This window comes from Enterococcus sp. 12C11_DIV0727, assembly GCF_002148425.2.
In the GTDB taxonomy this organism is placed as follows: domain Bacteria; phylum Bacillota; class Bacilli; order Lactobacillales; family Enterococcaceae; genus Enterococcus_L; species Enterococcus_L lemimoniae.
This window is the reverse complement of sequence record NZ_CP147248.1, coordinates 3,175,830-3,196,570: the sequence shown is the minus strand read 5'-3', so window position 1 is coordinate 3,196,570 and position 20,741 is coordinate 3,175,830. Positions and strand designations below refer to the sequence as shown.

Annotated in this window: 16 protein-coding genes; all 16 read right to left on the bottom strand. The window is 33.3% G+C overall.

Annotated features, from left to right (window positions below; genetic code table 11):
• Positions 1–5: 5 nt before the first annotated feature.
• The 16 genes from A5866_RS15240 to A5866_RS15165 all read right to left on the bottom strand — a co-directional run bounded on the left by A5866_RS15240 (position 6) and on the right by A5866_RS15165 (position 20,671).
• Complete coding sequence (locus A5866_RS15240) at positions 6–986, bottom strand: glycosyltransferase family 2 protein (protein WP_339099687.1); 981 nt, start codon at positions 984–986, stop codon at positions 6–8.
• 1 nt (position 987) lies between these two features.
• A complete protein-coding gene (locus A5866_RS15235) occupies positions 988–2,043 on the bottom strand; it encodes an NAD-dependent epimerase/dehydratase family protein (RefSeq protein WP_086444927.1) in 1,056 nt (351 codons plus the stop codon).
• 9 nt (positions 2,044–2,052) lie between these two features.
• A complete protein-coding gene (locus A5866_RS15230; protein WP_086444928.1) occupies positions 2,053–2,757 on the bottom strand; it encodes an IspD/TarI family cytidylyltransferase in 705 nt (234 codons plus the stop codon).
• Positions 2,758–3,642 carry a LicD family protein gene (locus A5866_RS15225; protein ID WP_086444929.1) on the bottom strand — a complete coding sequence of 295 codons (885 nt, stop codon included), beginning with the start codon at positions 3,640–3,642 and terminating at the stop codon, positions 2,758–2,760.
• 498 nt (positions 3,643–4,140) lie between these two features.
• The gene (locus A5866_RS15220; protein ID WP_086445542.1) at positions 4,141–4,965 is read right to left on the bottom strand and encodes a glycosyltransferase; all 825 of its coding nucleotides are present in this window, start codon (positions 4,963–4,965) and stop codon (positions 4,141–4,143) included.
• Positions 4,966–4,979: 14 nt separating this feature from the next.
• Positions 4,980–6,374 (bottom strand): sugar transferase, encoded by a 1,395-nt coding sequence (locus tag A5866_RS15215; protein WP_086444930.1) that lies wholly within the window; start codon positions 6,372–6,374, stop codon positions 4,980–4,982.
• Between the two features lie 186 nt (positions 6,375–6,560).
• Complete coding sequence (locus A5866_RS15210) at positions 6,561–7,724, bottom strand: EpaQ family protein (protein ID WP_086444931.1); 1,164 nt, start codon at positions 7,722–7,724, stop codon at positions 6,561–6,563.
• A 31-nt stretch (positions 7,725–7,755) separates the two neighbouring features.
• A complete protein-coding gene (locus tag A5866_RS15205; RefSeq protein WP_422389663.1) occupies positions 7,756–9,717 on the bottom strand; it encodes a DUF7657 domain-containing protein in 1,962 nt (653 codons plus the stop codon).
• 32 nt (positions 9,718–9,749) lie between these two features.
• The gene (locus A5866_RS15200; protein ID WP_086444932.1) at positions 9,750–11,894 is read right to left on the bottom strand and encodes a glycosyltransferase family 2 protein; all 2,145 of its coding nucleotides are present in this window, start codon (positions 11,892–11,894) and stop codon (positions 9,750–9,752) included.
• Positions 11,895–11,991: 97 nt separating this feature from the next.
• Entirely contained in the window at positions 11,992–15,135 is a 3,144-nt protein-coding gene (locus A5866_RS15195; protein WP_086444933.1) for a glycosyltransferase, read from the bottom strand.
• On the bottom strand, positions 15,125–16,342 hold the full coding sequence (locus A5866_RS15190; protein WP_086444934.1) for an ABC transporter ATP-binding protein: 1,218 nt from the start codon (positions 16,340–16,342) through the stop codon (positions 15,125–15,127). The genes A5866_RS15195 and A5866_RS15190 overlap by 11 nt, the downstream gene beginning before the upstream one ends.
• A gap of 54 nt (positions 16,343–16,396) precedes the next feature.
• Positions 16,397–17,191 carry an ABC transporter permease gene (locus A5866_RS15185; protein ID WP_086444935.1) on the bottom strand — a complete coding sequence of 265 codons (795 nt, stop codon included), beginning with the start codon at positions 17,189–17,191 and terminating at the stop codon, positions 16,397–16,399.
• Positions 17,192–17,342: 151 nt separating this feature from the next.
• A complete protein-coding gene (locus tag A5866_RS15180; protein WP_086444936.1) occupies positions 17,343–17,687 on the bottom strand; it encodes a hypothetical protein in 345 nt (114 codons plus the stop codon).
• On the bottom strand, positions 17,687–18,028 hold the full coding sequence (locus A5866_RS15175) for a DUF2304 domain-containing protein (RefSeq protein WP_086444937.1): 342 nt from the start codon (positions 18,026–18,028) through the stop codon (positions 17,687–17,689). The genes A5866_RS15180 and A5866_RS15175 overlap by 1 nt, the downstream gene beginning before the upstream one ends.
• Complete coding sequence (locus A5866_RS15170) at positions 18,028–18,756, bottom strand: glycosyltransferase family 2 protein (RefSeq protein WP_086444938.1); 729 nt, start codon at positions 18,754–18,756, stop codon at positions 18,028–18,030. Before A5866_RS15170 ends, A5866_RS15175 begins: the two co-directional genes overlap by 1 nt.
• Before the next feature lie 31 nt (positions 18,757–18,787).
• Positions 18,788–20,671: a DUF2142 domain-containing protein gene (locus A5866_RS15165; RefSeq protein ID WP_086444939.1), complete on the bottom strand. Its 1,884-nt coding sequence runs from the start codon at positions 20,669–20,671 to the stop codon at positions 18,788–18,790.
• Positions 20,672–20,741 lie beyond the last annotated feature (70 nt).

The window sequence follows — 20,741 nt, the reverse complement described above, 5'->3', positions numbered from 1 at the left end:
GTACATTATTGATGTTTTCTATTTAATATTTCTTCTTGTTTAACTGCTAAGTATTTATATAACTTTAAGTTAATAGACAAGCAAATGATAGCTATTTTTCTTGACTTAGTAAATCCAGGATATTTTAAAATAAAAGATTTGTTTTCTTTCAAAAATTGTATAATTTCATTTGTTCCTGGATATACATTTTCTTGATTTGCTATTACGATTTTATCTAAAACAAAAAAATATGCCCAACAAAGTCGCCTATGTGTTTCATTCTCTAGATCTAAAAAATAACTATTAACTAATTTTTCATTTCTAGTCCAAGCTTCAATTATATCTAAATTTTTTCCCGAGAATGATGCTCCCGTGATACTATCATTTCTTCTATAATAGAAATATTTCTGTTCAGAATTTATAACTATTCTTTCGCACAGCAATAATAAATCAATAATGATAAAAGCATCCTCTACTATTTTTCCTTCTGGATATCGTATATCGTTAAATAAGTCTCTTTTATACAACTTATTTACTGCATAAGCAAATATATCTTTGCCATCAACTACTAATTTTATAGCCTGTTTTTGATCTACTAACTCAATTATTTTATTTTGTTTTAGCTCTGAGGTTCTATTCTCATATACATCAATCATTCCTACACAGGATAAATCCGCATTACTTTCAATCAACTGATCATACAAAATCTCATACATATCATTTGCTATATAATCATCACTATCAACAAATCCTATATATCTTCCAACGGCTATATCTAATCCAATATTTCTAGCTGAACTTAAACCGCCATTTTTTTTGTGAATAACTCGAATTCGTTGATCTTTTACTACATATTGATCACAAATCTCACCACTTTTATCGGTCGATCCATCATCGACTAAAATAACTTCAATATCAGAAAACGTTTGGCTTAATATGGAATCCACACATTTATGCAAGTATTTTTCCACATTATACACTGGCACTATAATGCTAATCATACACATGCTATACTCGCTCATTTCTTATAATTTTAATTGTATGTTCCAACCCTTGTTCTAATTCATAAAGTGGATGCCAACCTATATTCTCACTTTTAGAAATATCTAAAAGTGCTTTTGTAGCTTTAGAATACCCCAATGCTTCTTCTTGATCTGGAAGATCAAAAATCAGTTTTGTCCCTGACAAATCAGCAAGCTTCGTTGCGAGTTCTTTCAATGTCAGATTGAATGCAGGATTTGCAATATTATAAGCTTCTCCTTTTTGGCCATTCAATAATAGATAAAGCATTCCATGTACCGCATCAGCGACATAACAATACGAAAAATATTGATTTCCTTCACTTTTCAAGACGATATCTTCTTGATTAACTGCATTCATAATAAATTGAGAAGACGCTTTTGAGTCACCAGTCAACATAGTAGGTCCAAAAATACGACTTAACCGAGGAATAACGATGTCGATATTATATTGTTTAATGTAAGCTTGACACAATGCTTCACTTGCACGCTTTCCTTCTGGATAACCGGCTCTCAAGGTGTTAGAGTCGATATATCCACAATACTCTTCTGTAAACGCATCGATATCTCCTCTATTTTCGCCATAGATTTCAACCGTAGATAAAAATAGAACTCTACTAGCTTCGGTATTTTTAGCAAATTCAAGAACTTGTTGAGTTCCTTGAATACTTGTCATAATAGTACCGATAGGATCATTCGAATAAGCTTTTGGATGTGTATTACTTGCTCCATGAATTATATAATCAATTGTTCGGCTAAGCTCTATTGGCTCAGTCACATCGCCAACGTAAATATGAAAATTCTGATGTTCTTTGTAATCTAAGTACCGTTCTTCTAACTTTTGACCATTTCTACCCATAGCAAAAATCGAGATGTTAGAATTCTCTTCGATGTTTTGTTTCATCAAACAATCAATCAAAAAGGTTCCTATCATCCCAGATGCACCAATAACTAAAAAAGATTTACCTTGAAGCTTTTTCCAATCAATTCCTGCAGAAACAATTTTTTCAATATCGGCTTGGTAATAAGCATTTTTTGAAAACATATTTTTCTCCTATTCCTCTTTCATTCGAAGATATCCCTTAAATAGTTGTAGGTCATCTTGTGTAGTTAATTTAATATTTTTATCAGACCCCACGGCAAAATAAAGAGTTTCTCCAAGATCGACCATCATAGTATTTGTATATGATGACTCTGAAATACCAATTTCTTCTCTAAAAGCCTTCTCGTAAGCCCAAACAAGTTTATCAAATTGGTATGCTTGTGGTGTAGATACTCTACGTAATGTTTCTCTATTAATATATTGTTTTGTTGTTCCTTCTGTTTCTTTAACAAAAATTTGTTCATTATATGGCAATGAGGTTACTGCGTTACCATACTCTTTGCATTTTACAATAACATCTGATAAAACAATTTCATCCACCAATGGTCTAATCCCATCGTGAATAACGACCGTATCTTCTGCTTTTGAGTGTTCTTTAAGAAAATCGACACCATTCCTGATAGACTCTTGACCACTATTACCACCTTCAATAATCCATGCTAATTTATCGATATGGTACTCTTTTGCATAAGCAAGTAATGTATCTTCCCAGCCCTTTTTACAAACAACCAAAATTCTATCGACCATCGGATGTTTTTGAAAAGATTCCAAAGTATAAATAATAATCGGTTTATCTTCTACAATAATGAATTGTTTTGGAATATCTTGCCCCATTCTTTTGCCCACTCCACCGGCAATAATCAATGCTGTAATCATTTATATTTCCTCCTTCAAACTTTCCGTGCAATAGTGTGTTCCTTTATAATTTTTATACGTGTGCTCAGTATCGATCAAAACTGCTTCATGATGAGAAACTTGATCTTTTTCATCTGGCAATTCCATATAATTGTCAAAGACTTGAGTTAGATAATTATCATACCCTACTGGTACAGGCATATATGTATCTTCAAATGGGAGATACTCAGCTCTAGCAAAATCTTTTTTCTTATATATATTTCCCATGTACCTAGGCCCAACACAAAGTTCAGTGACATAGTCACAAGTATCAAAATCATACTTAGACATTTGTTTCTTGGCAAATGACCAAATAATAAAACGACCTTTTTTGGTAGGAATCAACTTCAACAATACTTTACTACCTAATGCCATTATGCCCCCATGTTTTTCTGGAACAACTTGTGAGCAAAATAATGCATAAATAAGTGCCCAAGTTTTTTGGACTTTTCTTTTAATTGCTGAATGTGGTGCACCATCTAAGGGGAAGATATCAATAGGCAACCCATGTGGGATGTCCAAATGTTGTTGATAAGGTTTAATAAACGTCGTATGATTCGCTCGAATCGTTGTAAATGAATTATGATCAATAAACGCTTTTGAAGGTCTCAAAATCGAATATTTTTCTATATCAGCATGTTCTGTCCACAAATCATATAGCTTTTCATAATCTTTACGTGGCATAAAAAAATCTAAATCATCATCCCACGGTATGAATCCTGCATCTCTAACTGTTCCGATACAGCCACCGCCACAGAAATAGCAAAGTAACTGATATTTTTCACAAAATCCTACAAAATATTTAGCCATTTCCAAATTGATTTGCTGAATCTTTTTAATCTGCTCTGTATTTTCTATATCATTCATGCTTTAACTCTAAGCTCCTCAATACGCCTGAATTTTTACAAATTACACCTTGTTCATTCTCTCATATCTATTAGTAAGTTTCAATAACTTGCCAACTATCTTAATATAACTGTAAAGTAGCTCTGTTATTTTCTAGATTTGAGAATATAAAAGTTAATTCCTTCTATTTTGATATATACTGTTGCCTACTTCTGAAACTGATCCCATTTTCACACAAAATTAATGAGAATTTAAATATGAAAACTTGCAACTTGACCATCATTTTTAGCACTTTTGCACTATAAATTGCTACATTCAGCTCTGCAATAATCGTTAATTTTTCTCACATGTGTTATTTCAATACATTAATATGAAAAGCTAGACCTACTTTAAACAGATTGACAGATCATATCTCTGTATTAAATTAACGTCAATTTTCAAGTTGTATACATAATTAGTAAGATACAGGTAATACAACTATATCATTAATTTGATACTAAAAAAATCTATAAGAGAATGCTACTTTCTAAGCATTCTCTTATAGATTAATCCACGTAATTTATTTGGCATGATACAAATAACCGTGTGAAATACTGAAACTGTTAAAAAATCACCCAAGCTTCCTAGCCCATCCTGATAAATTTTCCTTCTAGCCTCTATCCCTGGCAGAAGGTATTTTAAGCCGCCCCTTCTATTGTACATATCTAACCCAGTTCTAGCATAAACTAGATATTCAGGCAAGTTTTGCCCTTGATTCCCTCTTTTCAAAAGCCTTACCCATAAATAGTAATCCTCAAAACCAGGTAATGGTAGATAGTTCCCTGCTTCGATCACAGCTTGTTTTTTGAACATTACAGTCATATGGTTAAATGGATTTCTTCTGGTTGAAAATTTTCTAACCTGCTCATCACTTTCAGGCATACTTTTTCTCGCAAGTTCATTATCTGGAGTTCCTTCGAATTCGATGATATTGGAACCTAGGATAGTTAAATCATTGTTCTTCAAAAACTCTTGATATTGTATTTCCAATCGCTTTTTTACCATAATATCATCTGTATCCATTCGAGCAATCAAAGAATTTCTACATTTTTCTACACCAATAGCCAAAGCAATTCCAAGTCCCTGATTTTTTTCCAAGGAAATCACCGTTAATTGATTCCCCAACTTCTCTTGATAAGTCTGAATAATTCCATCCAACTCATCCGTTAATGGGCCATCCTTAACTAAAAGGATTTCTTCTGGTTGAGCAGTCTGTACAATAGTACTTTCCATAGCTTGAATAAAGTATTCTGGCTTCTCTTTTATATAAATCGACATTAATACACTAACAGCTATTGTTTGCATTTTTTTCACTCGTTTCATTTAAATACATCGATATTATTTTCACTAAAAAAGGAAAAGTCTTTTTTGCTGCGCTCAACTTCTTCTACCCCTTGAGAAGATACCTTATCAAATAATATTTTGATTGTTTGAAGTAGTATTTTTAGGTCTAGCATCAAAGAGTAGTTTTTTATATATAATAAATCAAAATTCAACTTACTATTATAATCAGAAGCATATTTTCCATACACTTGAGCATATCCTGTAATTCCTGCTCTAACGTTGTGTCTTAAATAGTATTGTGGATTTTCACTATTAAATTGATCAACGAAAAAAGGTCTTTCCGGTCTTGGTCCAACGATAGCCATATCCCCACGAATCACATTGATCAACTGAGGCAATTCATCTATCCTTAATGCTCTTAAATATTTACCAACGGCAGTGACACGACTGTCATTATTTGTAGACAACACTGGACCTGATTTTGCTTCTGCTGTTGCAGACATTGTTCTAAATTTTAAAATAGGGAATTCTTTTTGATTTAATGTAATTCTAGTTTGTTTATAAATAACAGGTCCACGGGATGTTACTTTCACAAGAATCGCAGCTATCAACATCAAAGGAGATGCAATCACTAATAAAACAAAAGATAACATAATATCAAATAAACGTTTGATGAAATTATCCTCACCTTTAATTCGGAAGTCAGAAACTTCAATAATACTTTCATCTTCAAAATTCATCATATTAGGTTTCAACATAATCAAGTTTTCAAAGCTAGTATTTAAAAATAGTTTTTTTTCTGCCTTCGTTACTAGTTTGTAAATTTCAAATTTTTCGTTTTCATCAATGTGACTCGAAATATAAACAATATCTATTTGATCTAGTAACTTCGTTAAATTTTCATAGTAATGATCAATAATCACAGTCGTAACTTGATGTTTTTTATTCTTATGACTAACAAAATTTTGAGCAGCAGAGACAACACTTTCTTCTGTACCTAGTATAACTACTTTCTTTATCGAACTAACTTTCAAATATAAAAAGTAGACTAGAATCCTCCAAAGACTCAGCAATAAAATACTTACAATAAATGTATAAACTAATACTGATCTGGGAAAAGTAAACCAACGACCAGCAAATGTTATGGTCATTATAAATAGAATTGTTAAAAACTGCCCAATAACTGTTACGAAGATAATGTCATTGATTGTACGATTATAAAAAACGTATGCACCTAATAACAAATTCAAAAAAATAAAAAATAGCGAAATGTAAATAGCAGACTTTTCATATGAGACGAAATTATATGAAGGAATATTAAATCCAAATTTAATCCAAAATCCAACTAATACTGAAAAATTGAAGACCAAAACATCCACAATAATAATCGCAATTCGTTTTGCATTATTCCATTCATTCTTTGATGACATTCTATTCTTCCTTCCTAAAAAAAAAGATCTACATTAAACCCAGTAAATCAACAATATTAAACTCGAATACGCAAGTTTCAACAATCATATTACCATATTAACCAGCAAAAAAAAACTCTCACTACAAAACAAGTTCCATTCTCTTCAATTGAAAAGAATGGAAAACTGTCTATTTCATCTTTAAATTTATTTTTTTTCTAGTTGTAATGAGTCATTAGAGTCTTGTAAAGCGATTCCTATAAAACTATAGACTACTGGCATCCAATGGTATGCTGTCATAATGTCTTCCATAAATGAATGAACCCATATAATTAGAAATGCTAGCAATAAACTTACTTGTAGTTTTGAGTATACTTTTTTAGACAACATCAGTCGAACCAATTCATAAGAGAAGAAGCCAACAATAAGCACGTAGCCTATAATACCATAATTAGCTAACATATTTAAAAAGCTATTATGCGTTCCTAATGCTTTCCAAGACGCCGTAAACGGCTCCATCCCAATCCACATATGTTGTTTATCAGAAAACCATTTAGTAAAAAATTCATTCCAAATCCGTTCTCTACCCGTAAATAGATTTAGCGATTCTGATTGAGCACAGTAGTAAAAAATTACAGGGGCAAGTAAAAACATTCCTGAAAATAGCATAACCCACCATTTATTTTTCTGAAGAAACGTTTTCGGGATTAAGTTATCAATCAAAATAAACAAGATCAACACCATCAGTGATGTTTTTGACTCAACAGCCCAAATGCCAATCAGTCCAGCACTATAAATTGGTACAACAAGCAATTTATAGTACCCAGTCGTAGTTGCTTTAATCAATACCGTTACCATAAGTACAGAAAACAAAATAGCAGCTCCGATAGTATTCGTATTGATCCAAATGGCTTCGATTTTATTGTTAGTTTTTCCGATCATATTTAGAGGAACCAATTTAGGCAATTCTACCAATAATCTAAACAATATCGATGTTAGAGAAATACCAGTGATACCTAGTAGAATTTTTTTATCTAGTTTATCAAATGTACAAAGTTTAAAACAAAGAACCAGCAGTATAATCATAGGAAGCCCCGCATTGATAAATCGATTACTATGCCTGATAGAAGAAGTTAGCGTGTAAAAGACAAAAATGCCAACTGCAAACCCAATAGTAACCCAGTCGTTCTTTTCCATTTTTTTTATATTTAAAAATAAGATCAGCCCAATTGCAACTATTAGGAGGTACAAGCTATTACTATACATAAACGATGTTAATGTTGTATCGATTCCAACTACCCACATTAAGTATGAACCCGCAATCGTTGCTAATAATATCATGTTGCTTACCCTATTTAATCGTTTGTCCATTTTCTAGCCTCTTCCTATTTAGTTCTACTTCTTAATAGCGTGCTTTATAAATAAACGCGCCATCCTTGTCCGGTCCATACAGCTGAACAAATCTTACATCCGAGGTTGAAAGATCTTGTATTTCTTTATAGGTAATCAAATATTTTATGCCATATTCTTTGATTACCTGTGGATTCAATCTTGCAACAATTGCATCTGACTGTAGTAATTGTAACGTTGGCTCATTATTAGTGATTTCAACGTTGATATGGGCATATCGGTTATAAACATCCTCATTCTTTTTATCAGGATCTAAGATTTTCCAAGAATCTAAATTAGGCGTAAAAGCAATACCATTAAATGTATGAACACCTAACATAGGAAGATACCCATACATCAAACGTTCACCTGCCCATAATTGACCTGGATCTTTTTTCTCAATTTGTTGAATTTCATGCGCAATTTTCTTTTCATAAACAGGCGCTACACCTTGTGCTAATGGATTAACAGGAGTCCCTGTTATCAATACTATCCCTGCCAAAACAAAACAGAAACTTACTTTCCATTTTTTAAAGAGTGCAATAATTAAAAAAGCGGCTAAAAGTAAAATAACTATGATTGCCCACTTACTGATGTATAAGCGTAAATTACCTGTATAAAGTGCAAAGAAATACAATGCTAAATTGAAAAATAGTACACTTCCTATTAGTAAAGATTTAAATGACTCTTTTTCCCAAAGGTATTGTATAAACCATAAACTCAATAATACCGAAGCAAATCCAAAAGAGACAATCACCCGTACAGAAGGAACATAGGACCATAACGTAATTTTAGCAAGGATCGAAGGAAAACTAAAACTCATCCATAATAAACTAAATACACAATAGAAAAAAAGTAAAAAACCATAAAGATTTTCTCTTATTTTCTTAAAGAAAATAATCGGCGCCATTGGTAAAAAAACAAAAAATAAATGATAAAAACTACTTAATTCTGAACTATTTGTATAAGTAACATCCATAAATGGCATTTTCCAATTGGTTAAAAATAACAAAATATCTTTCCTAGGAAAATCGCCGCCAACACTCACTCTTTTCCCGGGATAAACTGTATTCATCACTAAAAGCAACGATTCCCATGATGAGTAGATTGAAATGCCAATAATTAGACATGTTGCCGTAATAGCTCCACCAATGAATAAAGCATCAAACTTATCCAATTTAACTTTTTTATAAAACTCAAAAAAGAACCCAATTAAAAGAATCAAAATAAGATATCCCAACGGAACTTGCAAAGCTGGATATAAAACAAGCACAAACCCCGAAATAGAGATTGTAGCAAGTAGTGAGAAGAACAACCGCCTTCCCTTACTTTTATGATAATAAAAATAATTATATATACCTACTAAAAATCCTAATGTAAAAAAGATCAAATCCCCGACTGGCGAGACAAACCACCATTGAATTGCTGAAGAAAAAGGAATCCAAAGACTTGCGAGTAAAGCTAAATACTTATTTCTCTTAGTCAAAATCAATCCGATTTCAAATGAAAATAGGATCATTCCAATTAATTTAATCCCCCATACCCAAGAAAGCCCATATTCTTTTCCTAGTAGGACATACCCCCACGAAAAAGGTTTAGCAATCGTCGCTACATCAATTGCTGCAGAATTATAGCCAACGATCATATCTTGCCCATCGATCGTAATCACTTCATTATGCTGTTTCAAGCCTGTTTGTGTCTGAGATAAACTAAACGGCGTCTGAACGAGCCATTCATCAGATCTAACAGCTCTTGGTTTTCCAGCAATCAATCCACTATTATCACCTGTTTTATCTGAAACATAAGTATCCCACATATTTAATGAGCTTCCATGTAATTTAAAAACAAGCATAAAAATAAAAACAGCTATTGCAATCCAAAATCGAGCTCGAATTATCTGATCTATAAACAAAGCTAGTTTTTTTTGCGTAGTATTTGTTTGATTTATTATACGACTCTCCATAACATACTCCATTCAAAACATCACAAAAGACAAGCTAGTTTTTGCTAGTCTCTATATGAAAAATTAGGTATTTCTCTCGTCAAATTAGGATTATAAAACGGATCATCTTCAATCAAAGTAGCCCATTTGTTTTCCATCATCACTTTTTCTTTTTCAAACCGTTTTTTCTTTTTGCCTTTATCATCATACCCTCTTGTTTGAGATTCAAAATGATAAAGTTCGGCTTCATGAAGCCAGACGTTATCGCGTCCCAATGCTTTAACTTTTAGACAAAGATCGACATCATTAAAGGCCACGGTAAAGTCTTCATCAAAACCCGAAACTGCCTCAAAATCTTGTTTTTTCATCAATAGACATGCAGCTGTCACTGCTAGATAATCAACATTCAAAGCTAATTTACCAAAATACCCTAAGTCTCCATGGGGATAACCATAATGTCCATGTCCGGCAATACCGCCTAAGCCTAAAATCACACCTGCATGTTGAATTGTATTGTTTGGATACAATAATTTTGCTCCCACACAACCAATTCGTTCTTGCTGACCAAATGAAACCATTAATTTTAGCCAATCACCATTGATTACTTCAGTATCATTATTTAAGAACAACAGATAGGTTCCTTTTGCTTTTTTAGTAGCAATATTATTGATTTTAGAAAAGTTAAATGGAATATCGATCACAACTACTTGAAACCGCTCGTTAAGTTGTTGTTTAAATGAATCATAGAGTTCTTTCATTTTTTCATCCGTACTGCCATTATCAGCAATAATGATTTCATAATTCTTATACGTTGTTTTTTCAATAATCGAAGTCACACAACGTTTAACATCTTTATAGCCATTTTTAGTCGGAATAATGATCGAAACCAATTCTTCTGATTCAATATCGTAATAAACATCATATAAGCCGTTCGCTCGCCCATGAGTTGCATGACCTTTGATCCCACGACGGACTAAAGCATCTTGAACCGCTCTTAATCCCGCTTCAAATGCATATCCTTTTGACGATTGATCAACTGCTGTTGATGTCGGCAACATCCGCCAGTGATATAAAACTTTCGGAATGTGTTTGATCCGTTCGCTTGTTGTCTTTTCAGTAAAACGAAGAACTAGATCATAATCTTGAGAACCCTCATAGCCCTTTCTAAAACCGCCGATTTCATTAAGAATCGTTGTTCGATATACGCCAAGATGAGAAATATAGTTCGTTCCTAATAGTAAATCTGGTGACCAATCTGGCTTAAAGGCAGGATCAGAACGGTTTCCCTCCATATCGATCTTATCTTCATCACTATAAATCAAATCCAATTCAGCATTTTGGTTTAAAGCCTTGACCACTTCATAAAAAGCAATTCTTGGCAGCTCATCATCATTATCTAGTAACGCCACAAATTCTCCTGTCGCTAATGCTAAGGCAGAGTTTGTTGCTTCGCTGATATGTCCATTAGACGGTCTAAAAACAACTTTGATCCGTTCATCCAATTGACTATACTCAGTCAAAAGTTCTTTTACTTTAGGATCCGTAGAAGCATCATCAGCCATACATAGTTCCCAGTTTTGATAATCTTGAATCAAAATAGAATCAATACAGCGACGTAACCATTTTTCCTCAACATTATAAACAGGCATTGCAATCGAAATTTTAGGTTGATATTGAAATGCATTGATTTTTGATTTTATTTGATCAAAATCAAAGTGCTCTGTTCTTTCTAACCAACTTGGATAAGAAGACTGATTTCTGATTTTTTCGATCTTTACACGTTGAATCGTGCTTTTGAGCCCATTTCTTTTTAAGTAGCTGACACCTTTATGTACTTTAATCATCAATCTTGCTAGCTTATCTTCAGTACCAGGAATCAGAGGATGTTTTTTCGCTAAATCGATCCATTCTGATTTACTTGCTTGGCCGGACTCTGAAGTAAAAAGCACTTCCAATTTCGTTTTCTTTTGGATCCCTTCTAGCTTTATTTCAAATCCAGCTAAAACTGTAGTATCTACCTCATAGATCTGATTAACATCTTCTCTTAAAACTCGTTTGATATCATAAAATGTGACTTGTTCTTGATTGTTGATTGAAATAACTGGTGCGGACTTTGAATTTGTATTCAAAGCCCAGCCAGTTATCGTTAAGTTATTGGATTGTTTCTCCCGATAGATGCTATCAATAATGATTTTTATCTCATCGCTCATGTTTTGCGCTCCTTATATTTAGAGGTCCAATGACCATTATCTCAATGCAACTAAAGTTACATGAATAATGGTGTTTTTTATAATGAAAGGTCTGATCTTATTGATGTCTTGGATTTTTATAAACATCTATTAAATCTTGTTCCGACCATTTATCAGTCAATGATTTAAAATTACCTTTTTTATCATTCGTCTGTTTTTTTTCTTCTGCTTTAAAGATCGCATAAGAACAATAAACAATTTTTTTATCTAGTTGTTTCGCAACTTTCAAGGATAAGTCCGCACCCATAAAGTCTTGGCCTAATTCTTCATTGATACCAGAAACAGCAAGGTAATCAGCTTTTCTGAAGATCATACAGCTTTCAGAGACTGCCTGAACGTTTCTTGGTAACACAATACGGTAATAATACCCTAAGCTCTTACCTGGCGTACCTTGTTCTGGATAAACTAATCGTTTTTTCTCTACGTCAATAGACATGCCGATATTTTCAATACGATAACGAGAATCAACAATTCGACCTGTGACAATTCCTGCTGTTGGTTGTTGGATCATGTTCATCATCTCAACCAGCCAATTGCTTTTCGTTGGTACTAGCCCCGCATCTAAAAGAATCGTATATTCGCCTGTACTTGCTTGAACTAATTCATCCCTTGTTTGTCCGTCACTATAAACAAGTTTATTACTAGTTGAATGAACATTTTCTTTCATTTGCTTTGGTAACACAATATCGTAATTCTCATAAATGGTTTTTTCTAACAATTTCTTCAAATAATCATTGATATCAGCAGTGTCATTCGTAATCACGATAGATACTTTAGGTGTTGTTTCGTAGATATAATTGATTTTATATGAACCATAAAACTCCGCTATTTCAACCGTTGCTTTAATATTACGACGATCCATTGCTGCTTGTACTGCACGTTGTCCAGCAACATAAGCATATCCTTTACTTTCAGGATTCAAAGCTGTTGAAGATTCAATCGCGCGCCAATGATACATCATACCTGGGATATGAGCAATATTTTCTGCATTTTCGGTCGCACGTAAAACAAAATCATAGTCTTGAGCACCGTTAAATTCAGTCTTTAACCCACCCGTTTTTTCTAGTAATGAACGCTTCACTACTACAAAATGAGTAATGTAATTGTGATTTAAGATCAATTCGGAATTCCATTTTGATTTATAAAATGCGTTGAATCGTTTACCACTCTCAGTGACTTTGTCTTCATCCGTATAAATAAAATCGATTGTTTGATCTTCATTCAACGCTTTGACAACTTCATATAACGCTTGCGGCGCTAATTCATCATCGTTATCCATAAAACCGATATAATCACCAGTTGCGATCGTTAAAGCTGAATTTGTCGCTTCTGAAATATGTCCATTTTCTTCGCGGTAAATGACTTTGATCCGATCATCTGCATCTGCATATTTTTTTAGCATTGGTTTGATGTAGGCGCTTGGTGACGCATCATCCGCTAAACATAACTCCCAGTTTTCATAGTACTGATTTTGAAGTGAAGAGACACAAGCATCTAACCATTTTTCTTCGACATTGTAAACTGGAACAGCTACAGAAATTTTAGGTTGGAAAGTAAATGTTTTGATTTCTTCTAAAATTGCTGATGGATCAACTGGCGTTTCCTGTTGTTCTTGACGTTTGAAGTACCATTTCATTGAACCAATAAGTCCTCTTGTCTGAACAGAACGCATTGCTCGTTGAATTTTATTGCCTGGTTGAATCATATTTGGTTTTTCTAAACGGTATTGCAATTTTCGTCCATTATTTGCAGAAATATTCAAGATATAGTTTGGTTGATCTTCTGAATCTAAGACTTCAATCACAAAACCATATTCTTGATCCCCCTTTAGCTCAAACATATCAATAACATCTCGACGGTATTCTCTTGTTACAGAATACTCAACAGTTAATTCAGCTGACACTTTAAAGTTGATTGGTAACTTATCTTCTTTAGAATACGCCCAGCCACGAATTACAGTCTTTTTCTCTTCAACATGACGAACGATGTCATCAATATTAAGTGAAACAAGTGAATCAAATTTACTGATTGTTACTTTTTTATAGTTTGTCATTTGCTTTTCGCTCACCATTAATTCCGTATTTTTTGACTGCTCAATCTCTGCTTGCTGTGCAATTGCATAATCGATCAACCCATGAATCGTGTCCGAAAAATTGCCTTCGTACTTGTAATCAACTGTGATTGTTATCGTTTTACCAGCAATCTTTTGGTCGTTTATTTCCATAACAGGCACTTGATCATCGGAAAAGAAATACCGTGCCTCTTTATTGTAAACGGCATTTGTTGCACTGGGTTGAATGGTCTCTCCATCAACGGTCAAATCTACATTGACTACTACACCTGTTAAACTTGGAAAAATTTTCAATAATTTAATGTTTTCAGGTATATCGATCGTAAATGTTTTATTTTCACCCGACACATTATTCAACTGAACATCGAATTCTTTTTGGTCTTCCTCGCCACAATCATATAAGAAATGAATATTTTTTCTGAAACTTGAGTTTTCAGGTATTGTACGAATTGGATTTTCTACAACTTCAGCAGAAAGTGCGTAAAAATACTGATAGACTTCCCCAAATGGGCGTGCTTTGAATGCAGCACGAACTTCCACCGGCAAGTCTTCATAGTTAGATTCCAGTTCATTATACCCAACTTCGTTGATCGTAAAATCTTCTTTAGCAATAAATAGACCAATTTCTTCAAAAAGTTTTTCAAAACCGCTTTGAACAAAGAAGGATTTGTGTGTTGCATCTAGCAACCCTGTTTCGCGCCAATCCAACTTATTATTGAAAAGATCGATCAAAACAGAATTATGAGCAATATTCGGGAAAGTGATCAAGATTTGACCTTCTGCACTTAAGAAAGGTTTGACTTTCATCAATGCATTCTTTGGATTCATCAAATGCTCTAACACATCCGCAAAAATAATATAATCAAAAGTTTGACCTTCAAAATGTTTCGTCCAAGCTTCTTCATCGATATTTCCATAGAATCCGTCATTAGAAAACTCGCTAACGTGTTCATATAACTCTTTATCTAGCTCAACGATTGCTACATAGCAATTTTTTTCTTCCATCAAATATTTTGTCATCCGACCATTTCCAGGTCCAAATTCTAATACTCGGCTATTCTCTTTAATTTGGGCAACGATTTTACCAACACTGGTACCCTTATCAACTTCCATTTTAAAATCATATTTCATCTTCAACAGTGTCCTTCCATTCATGATCTAAAATGACAATGCCTTCTCCTGCATAGCGCCCACTGATAAACATGTTCAGGTATTTCGTTTTATAGACCAACGGTACTGTGGCGTGTTCTTCAAAGAATGCAATATCAAAGTAATATTCCCCTGTTAATAGAGACATTTTCCCATATTCCAAGTAAAAGACATTTTTACCTTTTTTCCAAGGGATTTTAACACTATCTAGCAATGTGTTTAGTCCGCACACATAATTATTATCAACTGTTCTGATCGCAACCCCACAAACAGGTGATTTTATTGTATCGTTCTTAACCGTGTACTCCAATTTAACAATGACCTTTTCATCTTGTGTAACGATCTCTAATGGTTCCAGTGCATAATTTAATAATGTCGCTTTATCGACCTCAATAATATCAGGGACAGTTTCTTCATTTTGAATTGTTTTTTCACGATCAACTGTTTTGATCGATTTTTTCTTTAAAAAGTTTTCGTAATTTGTGGTAACATCCATCGTATCACCATACTCTACGACTTCGCCATTTTTCAACCAGAATGTCCGGTCACAAAAACGACGAACAGAGTTAACATCATGGGAAACAAAAAGAATCGTCTTACCAGAATTTTTGATTTCAGTAAATTTCTCCATACATTTCAGTTGGAATTCTAAATCGCCAACTGCTAAAGCCTCGTCAACAATCAAAATATCAGGATCGACATTGATTGCTACTGCAAAAGCCAAGCGAACAAACATCCCACTAGAATATGTTTTTACAGGTTGATATAAATGATCACCAATATCAGCAAACTTGATGACTTCGTCTACGCGCTCTTCCATTTCTTCTCTGGAAAAACCAAGAACCATTCCGTTTAGAAAAATGTTTTCATAACCAGAGTATTCTGGATTAAAACCCGAGCCTAACTCTAATAATGCAGAAATTTTTCCGTCTATTGTCATTGAACCTGAAGTTGGAGTCAAAACACCCGTAATGATTTTAAGGATCGTTGATTTACCAGAACCATTTTCTCCAACAAAGCCGATCATTTCTCCTTTTTCAATTTGCATTGTGACATCTTTTAAGGCATAAAAAAGATCATGATACGTTTTTTTCATTGGATTCAGCGCTTCTTTAAAACGATCAGAAGGTTTTTTGTACATATTATATGTTTTTGTTATATTCTGTATATCGATTGCATAATCTGACATTGTTTACTCTCCTTGTGCTTATCAATCCACAATTAATTTTATTTCAGTGCTATGTTATAGTACATCAGAAAAATGTGGTTTCAAACGTCTAAATACAGTTGAACCAATTAATAAAAGAACAATTGTAAAACCCCAGAAATATAAGCCATACTGCCAATGTTCCCAGAACCAAGCGCCACCAGTAAATGAATCACGATAGCCTTGAATAATGTAATACAGTGGGTTCAATTTCAATACTTTTTCGATCCAACCTGAAGGCTGCCATAAAATGGGCAGAGTCCACATGATCGTTTGCATTGCTACATTGATGAATTGCATGATATCTGGCAAAAATGGCTGTGTAGATGAAGTAAGCCAGGTCACACCTGTCAAGAAAATAATCAGACAGAACAGATAATAAATCAACTGTAAACTTTGTAATGTGGGGTAAATACCACTTAGCGAGGTAATACCAAAACCAATCATAATAAAAAATAAATGTGTATATAAGTTTGAAAGAATCTTTGATGTTGGCAAAATCTGCACATTAAACACTACTTTTTTTACAAGATAGCTATACTCTCTAAAAACGTTTGTTGCTGATAACAATGAGTCTGAGAAAAAGAACCATGGAATCAACCCTGTCACGAGATATACGATAAAAGGATATTCTTCGTTAGCCCCTTGTTGTCGTATTTGCGAAAAAACAAACCAGTAAGTCAATACCGTCACTAACGGTGTTATGAAAGCCCAAACGATCCCTAGTGCAGACCCTGCATATTTTGATTTAAAATCGTTAAATGAAAACTGTAATAACAGTTTTCTATTTTCAAAAATATTTTTAAAAATAGATAGTGTTTCTCGTATCATTGATTCTGTTCCTTTCCTATTTCCATTGCATTTTTATTTCTACTAAAAATAAGCTGCATAACATTACTAGTTTAAAGAATATACGCTCTTTTTTCAAGTTATGTAAGTATTTTCTTAAGATTTAAGGAGTAAATGCCGATTTTACAAGGAATTATTTTGCTAACTGGATAATAACGATCCCTAAAATAATGACCCCTGTACCAATCACTGTTCCAAGTGAAACTTGTTCTTGTAAAATTAACTTTGATCCTACTAAAACAGCAATATTCGTAAAAGCAACGCCCATTGGAACGATATAAGATACTTCTGATTTGCTAATGATGACCATCCATAAAACAAAACTAAGCATATAACATACAAACCCGATAATCGTTGTAAAAGACATTGAAAAAGAAAAAACAGCATTCGTGATTTGAATCGTATTTGCTTGCGAACCTAATTTAACTAGGATCAAGCCTGAGGTTGATAAAACGACATATATTAAGAATAAGAACATTATTTTTTCTCCTTTTTCGCTTTTAATATTGAAAGTTCTTGAATTAACAATTTTATTTGGTTTTGTTGCTTTGATAACAAAGCAGAATTTTTGATTTCAATAAACAACAGCACTAAAATTGCTGCAAATAGCAAGAAATTAGAGGTTGTCTCAAAGCCTAGCTGGGTAGCTAGCCATTCTGGTAATCCAGGGAAAACAGCAAAAACGACTAATCCGGCAGAGATAAACAACCATCTAATCGCATTTTTCAACAGAAAAATATTCTTGTTGATTGATCGGATGATATACACAAAAAAGAACAACGAGAAAATCAGCATTTCAATTCTTAGTATCGAACTCATTAATCTCCCTCCCTCATAAAACCTGAAACAATGATGGCAATACTTACTTCAACCATGTATTTCACCGAAGTAAATGAACGAATTGAAGATTGACCACCAGAGCGCTCCATCATATTAACAGCAACTTCTTTAATGCTAAATTTCTTTTTCAATAAATGAACCGTTGATTCTGGTTCAGGATAGCTTGTCGGATATTTTTTTGAAAAATAAGCAATGATTTCTTTATTACAAGCTCTATATCCAGAAGTCACATCATAGATTTTTTTCCTAGAAGATAAATAAATTAAAAAAGAAAGAATCTTGATTCCAACACGTCGCATAAACGTCGTTTGAAAATCGGCTTTTTCGTCTGGTAAAAACCTTGAACCAATCACAAAATCAGCTTCTTTTTTCAAAATCGGCTTTACAACACAATCTAAACTATTGATATCATGCTGCCCATCACCATCAAATTGAACTGCAATATCGTAGTCATTTTCCTTTGCATATCTGTATCCAGTTTGAACAGCCCCGCCGATTCCTAAGTTCATAACTAGATGAACTGAGTTAATTTGATTGTCATCTAAAATTGCTTGTGTTTTATCTGTCGAGCCATCGTTGATCACAACATAATCAATCGTATAAGAATAATTTTGGCTATTGTTTTTCTTAAACTCTTCAATAGATTTAATTGTACTTAAAATATTCTCTTCTTCATTGTATGCCGGAATAATTAAAAGAACGCGCAAAAAAACTCCCCCTTTCACCATTTACTAAGTATTAAGAATAGTATTTCGTTAAAATTTGTATAAAAATAAATATAAGTAAGAATGAAGCCCCAAAATAGACTACACGATCCATTGTTTTTTCACTATATTTAGATTCTAATTTCCTTGACGTCAAACTATACATCGCTAAAATTACCATTGGTGTTAGATACCTCGCTTGATAGCCATCGACTCTATCTGCCCCAACTGGTGTAAATGTGATATATAGTGCGGTAGCACTTAGAATAAGCATACTTACTACAGAAAATCCAACTAACATCTTTTCTTTTATATTGAAATAGACAGCTTCTTTTGTTTGAACCTTTTGATAATCAAACAAACATAAAAATACCACTACACAAATATTTAAAAGAGTAATCAATGGATTAATGACTAACACATAGCCCATTAAACCAAATGTTGACGTTAAATATTCAACGCTGTTAGTTGAGAAAAAAACAACTAACATTTTAAGATAACTAATTGGATTTTTTATGATTGCTAGCATTTGTTTATTAGAATCAACATTAGGTAATTTCCATTGATTGATTCCCATATCTGCTGAATATTTATAAACTGAAAGAGCAACTATAAATAATACTATAGAGAGCACGCTATATAACACCCACTGTGCCTTCTTACTTTTAAAGTTCTGTCTCCCTAATAAGAAAAATAAAACCAGCACAGGTGCGTAGACGACTTTGATAATGATCGCCATACTAAAACAAACTGCAATTATCATAAACTCCGACAGTTTTATATGGGACTTCTCATACCGTATGCGCATAATTTGTGCAAATCCTACTATAACAACACCAACTAACAAGGCATCTACACCTATAGATGCTGCAAGATATAACATAACCGGCTGAACAGCAAAAAATGCTAATAATCGTTTACCATATGGCATTATTTTGATAGCAAAAAATGCTAATAAAGCGTAGGCTAATACATTAAAAATTCTAGCAAACCATACGTAAAATACTACAGGTAGTTGAAGGAGCCTTGCGGTTTTGATACCTATCCCACTAAAGATATAAGATAAAAATGGATAAGTAACTGCAGAAGTTTCTTTCTTTTCTTCAACTGGAATAGAATTTTCTTTGCTACTATTTTTATTATACATATCTCGAAATTCTTCGTAAGCTGTATACGGCTCTTCTATATACATTGATTCAAAGCCTGCAGGTAATTGTAACTTATCCCCATTTTTGAAGAACAGATTTCCCTCAGCTACTGAGATACTTTTTAGAATATGAGCTCGCTCGTCCATTGTCTGTCCAACTGGCATAAGTATAGATAATAGAGAGCCAAATAAAATAATGGCAAAAATCGCAAAATACTCATAGCGCCCTTTAAAAATCCCAGAAATAATTAGAACAACAAAACTAGATAACGATAGAAAAACAATAAAACGAATCCAATTAAAATGAAACTTATTCGTTCTTTTCATATCGGCTAGCTGAAACTCTCTGTCCTCAGCATTGAGAACTGTTAACGTAAGCGGTTTTTTCTTATCAGCGACTTTGATTACTTCTAACGAATCTTGAATCTTTCGTTCACCATAATCTATTCCCGGACTTGAAATCTTTACCTTAGCTTCCGGACCTTGAGCAATAGATAAGATAAACGATAGTTTAGTCGCCCCACTTTTAGTGCTAGGAACGGTTATCTTTCCTGGCGCTGTTTTGTTAATCAACTTATAGGTATTATCCCCAGTTTGCTCAATATTTTCAAGCGTTACATTCGACACGCGTTCATCAACACTACCGTATCTAAAGTAAGAAAAATTAAATACCAACAACTCAAGTAAAAGAACAAAAACCATACAGCTACATAATAAAATCGCCAACTTATAGTAACTATGTTTTTGTTTACCTGCAGAAGTAGCTCCCATTTTACTTCACACCTTTCTGCAAATTTCCCATCAATTAATAGAAATAAAATTCCTAACGTCTTTTTATTTC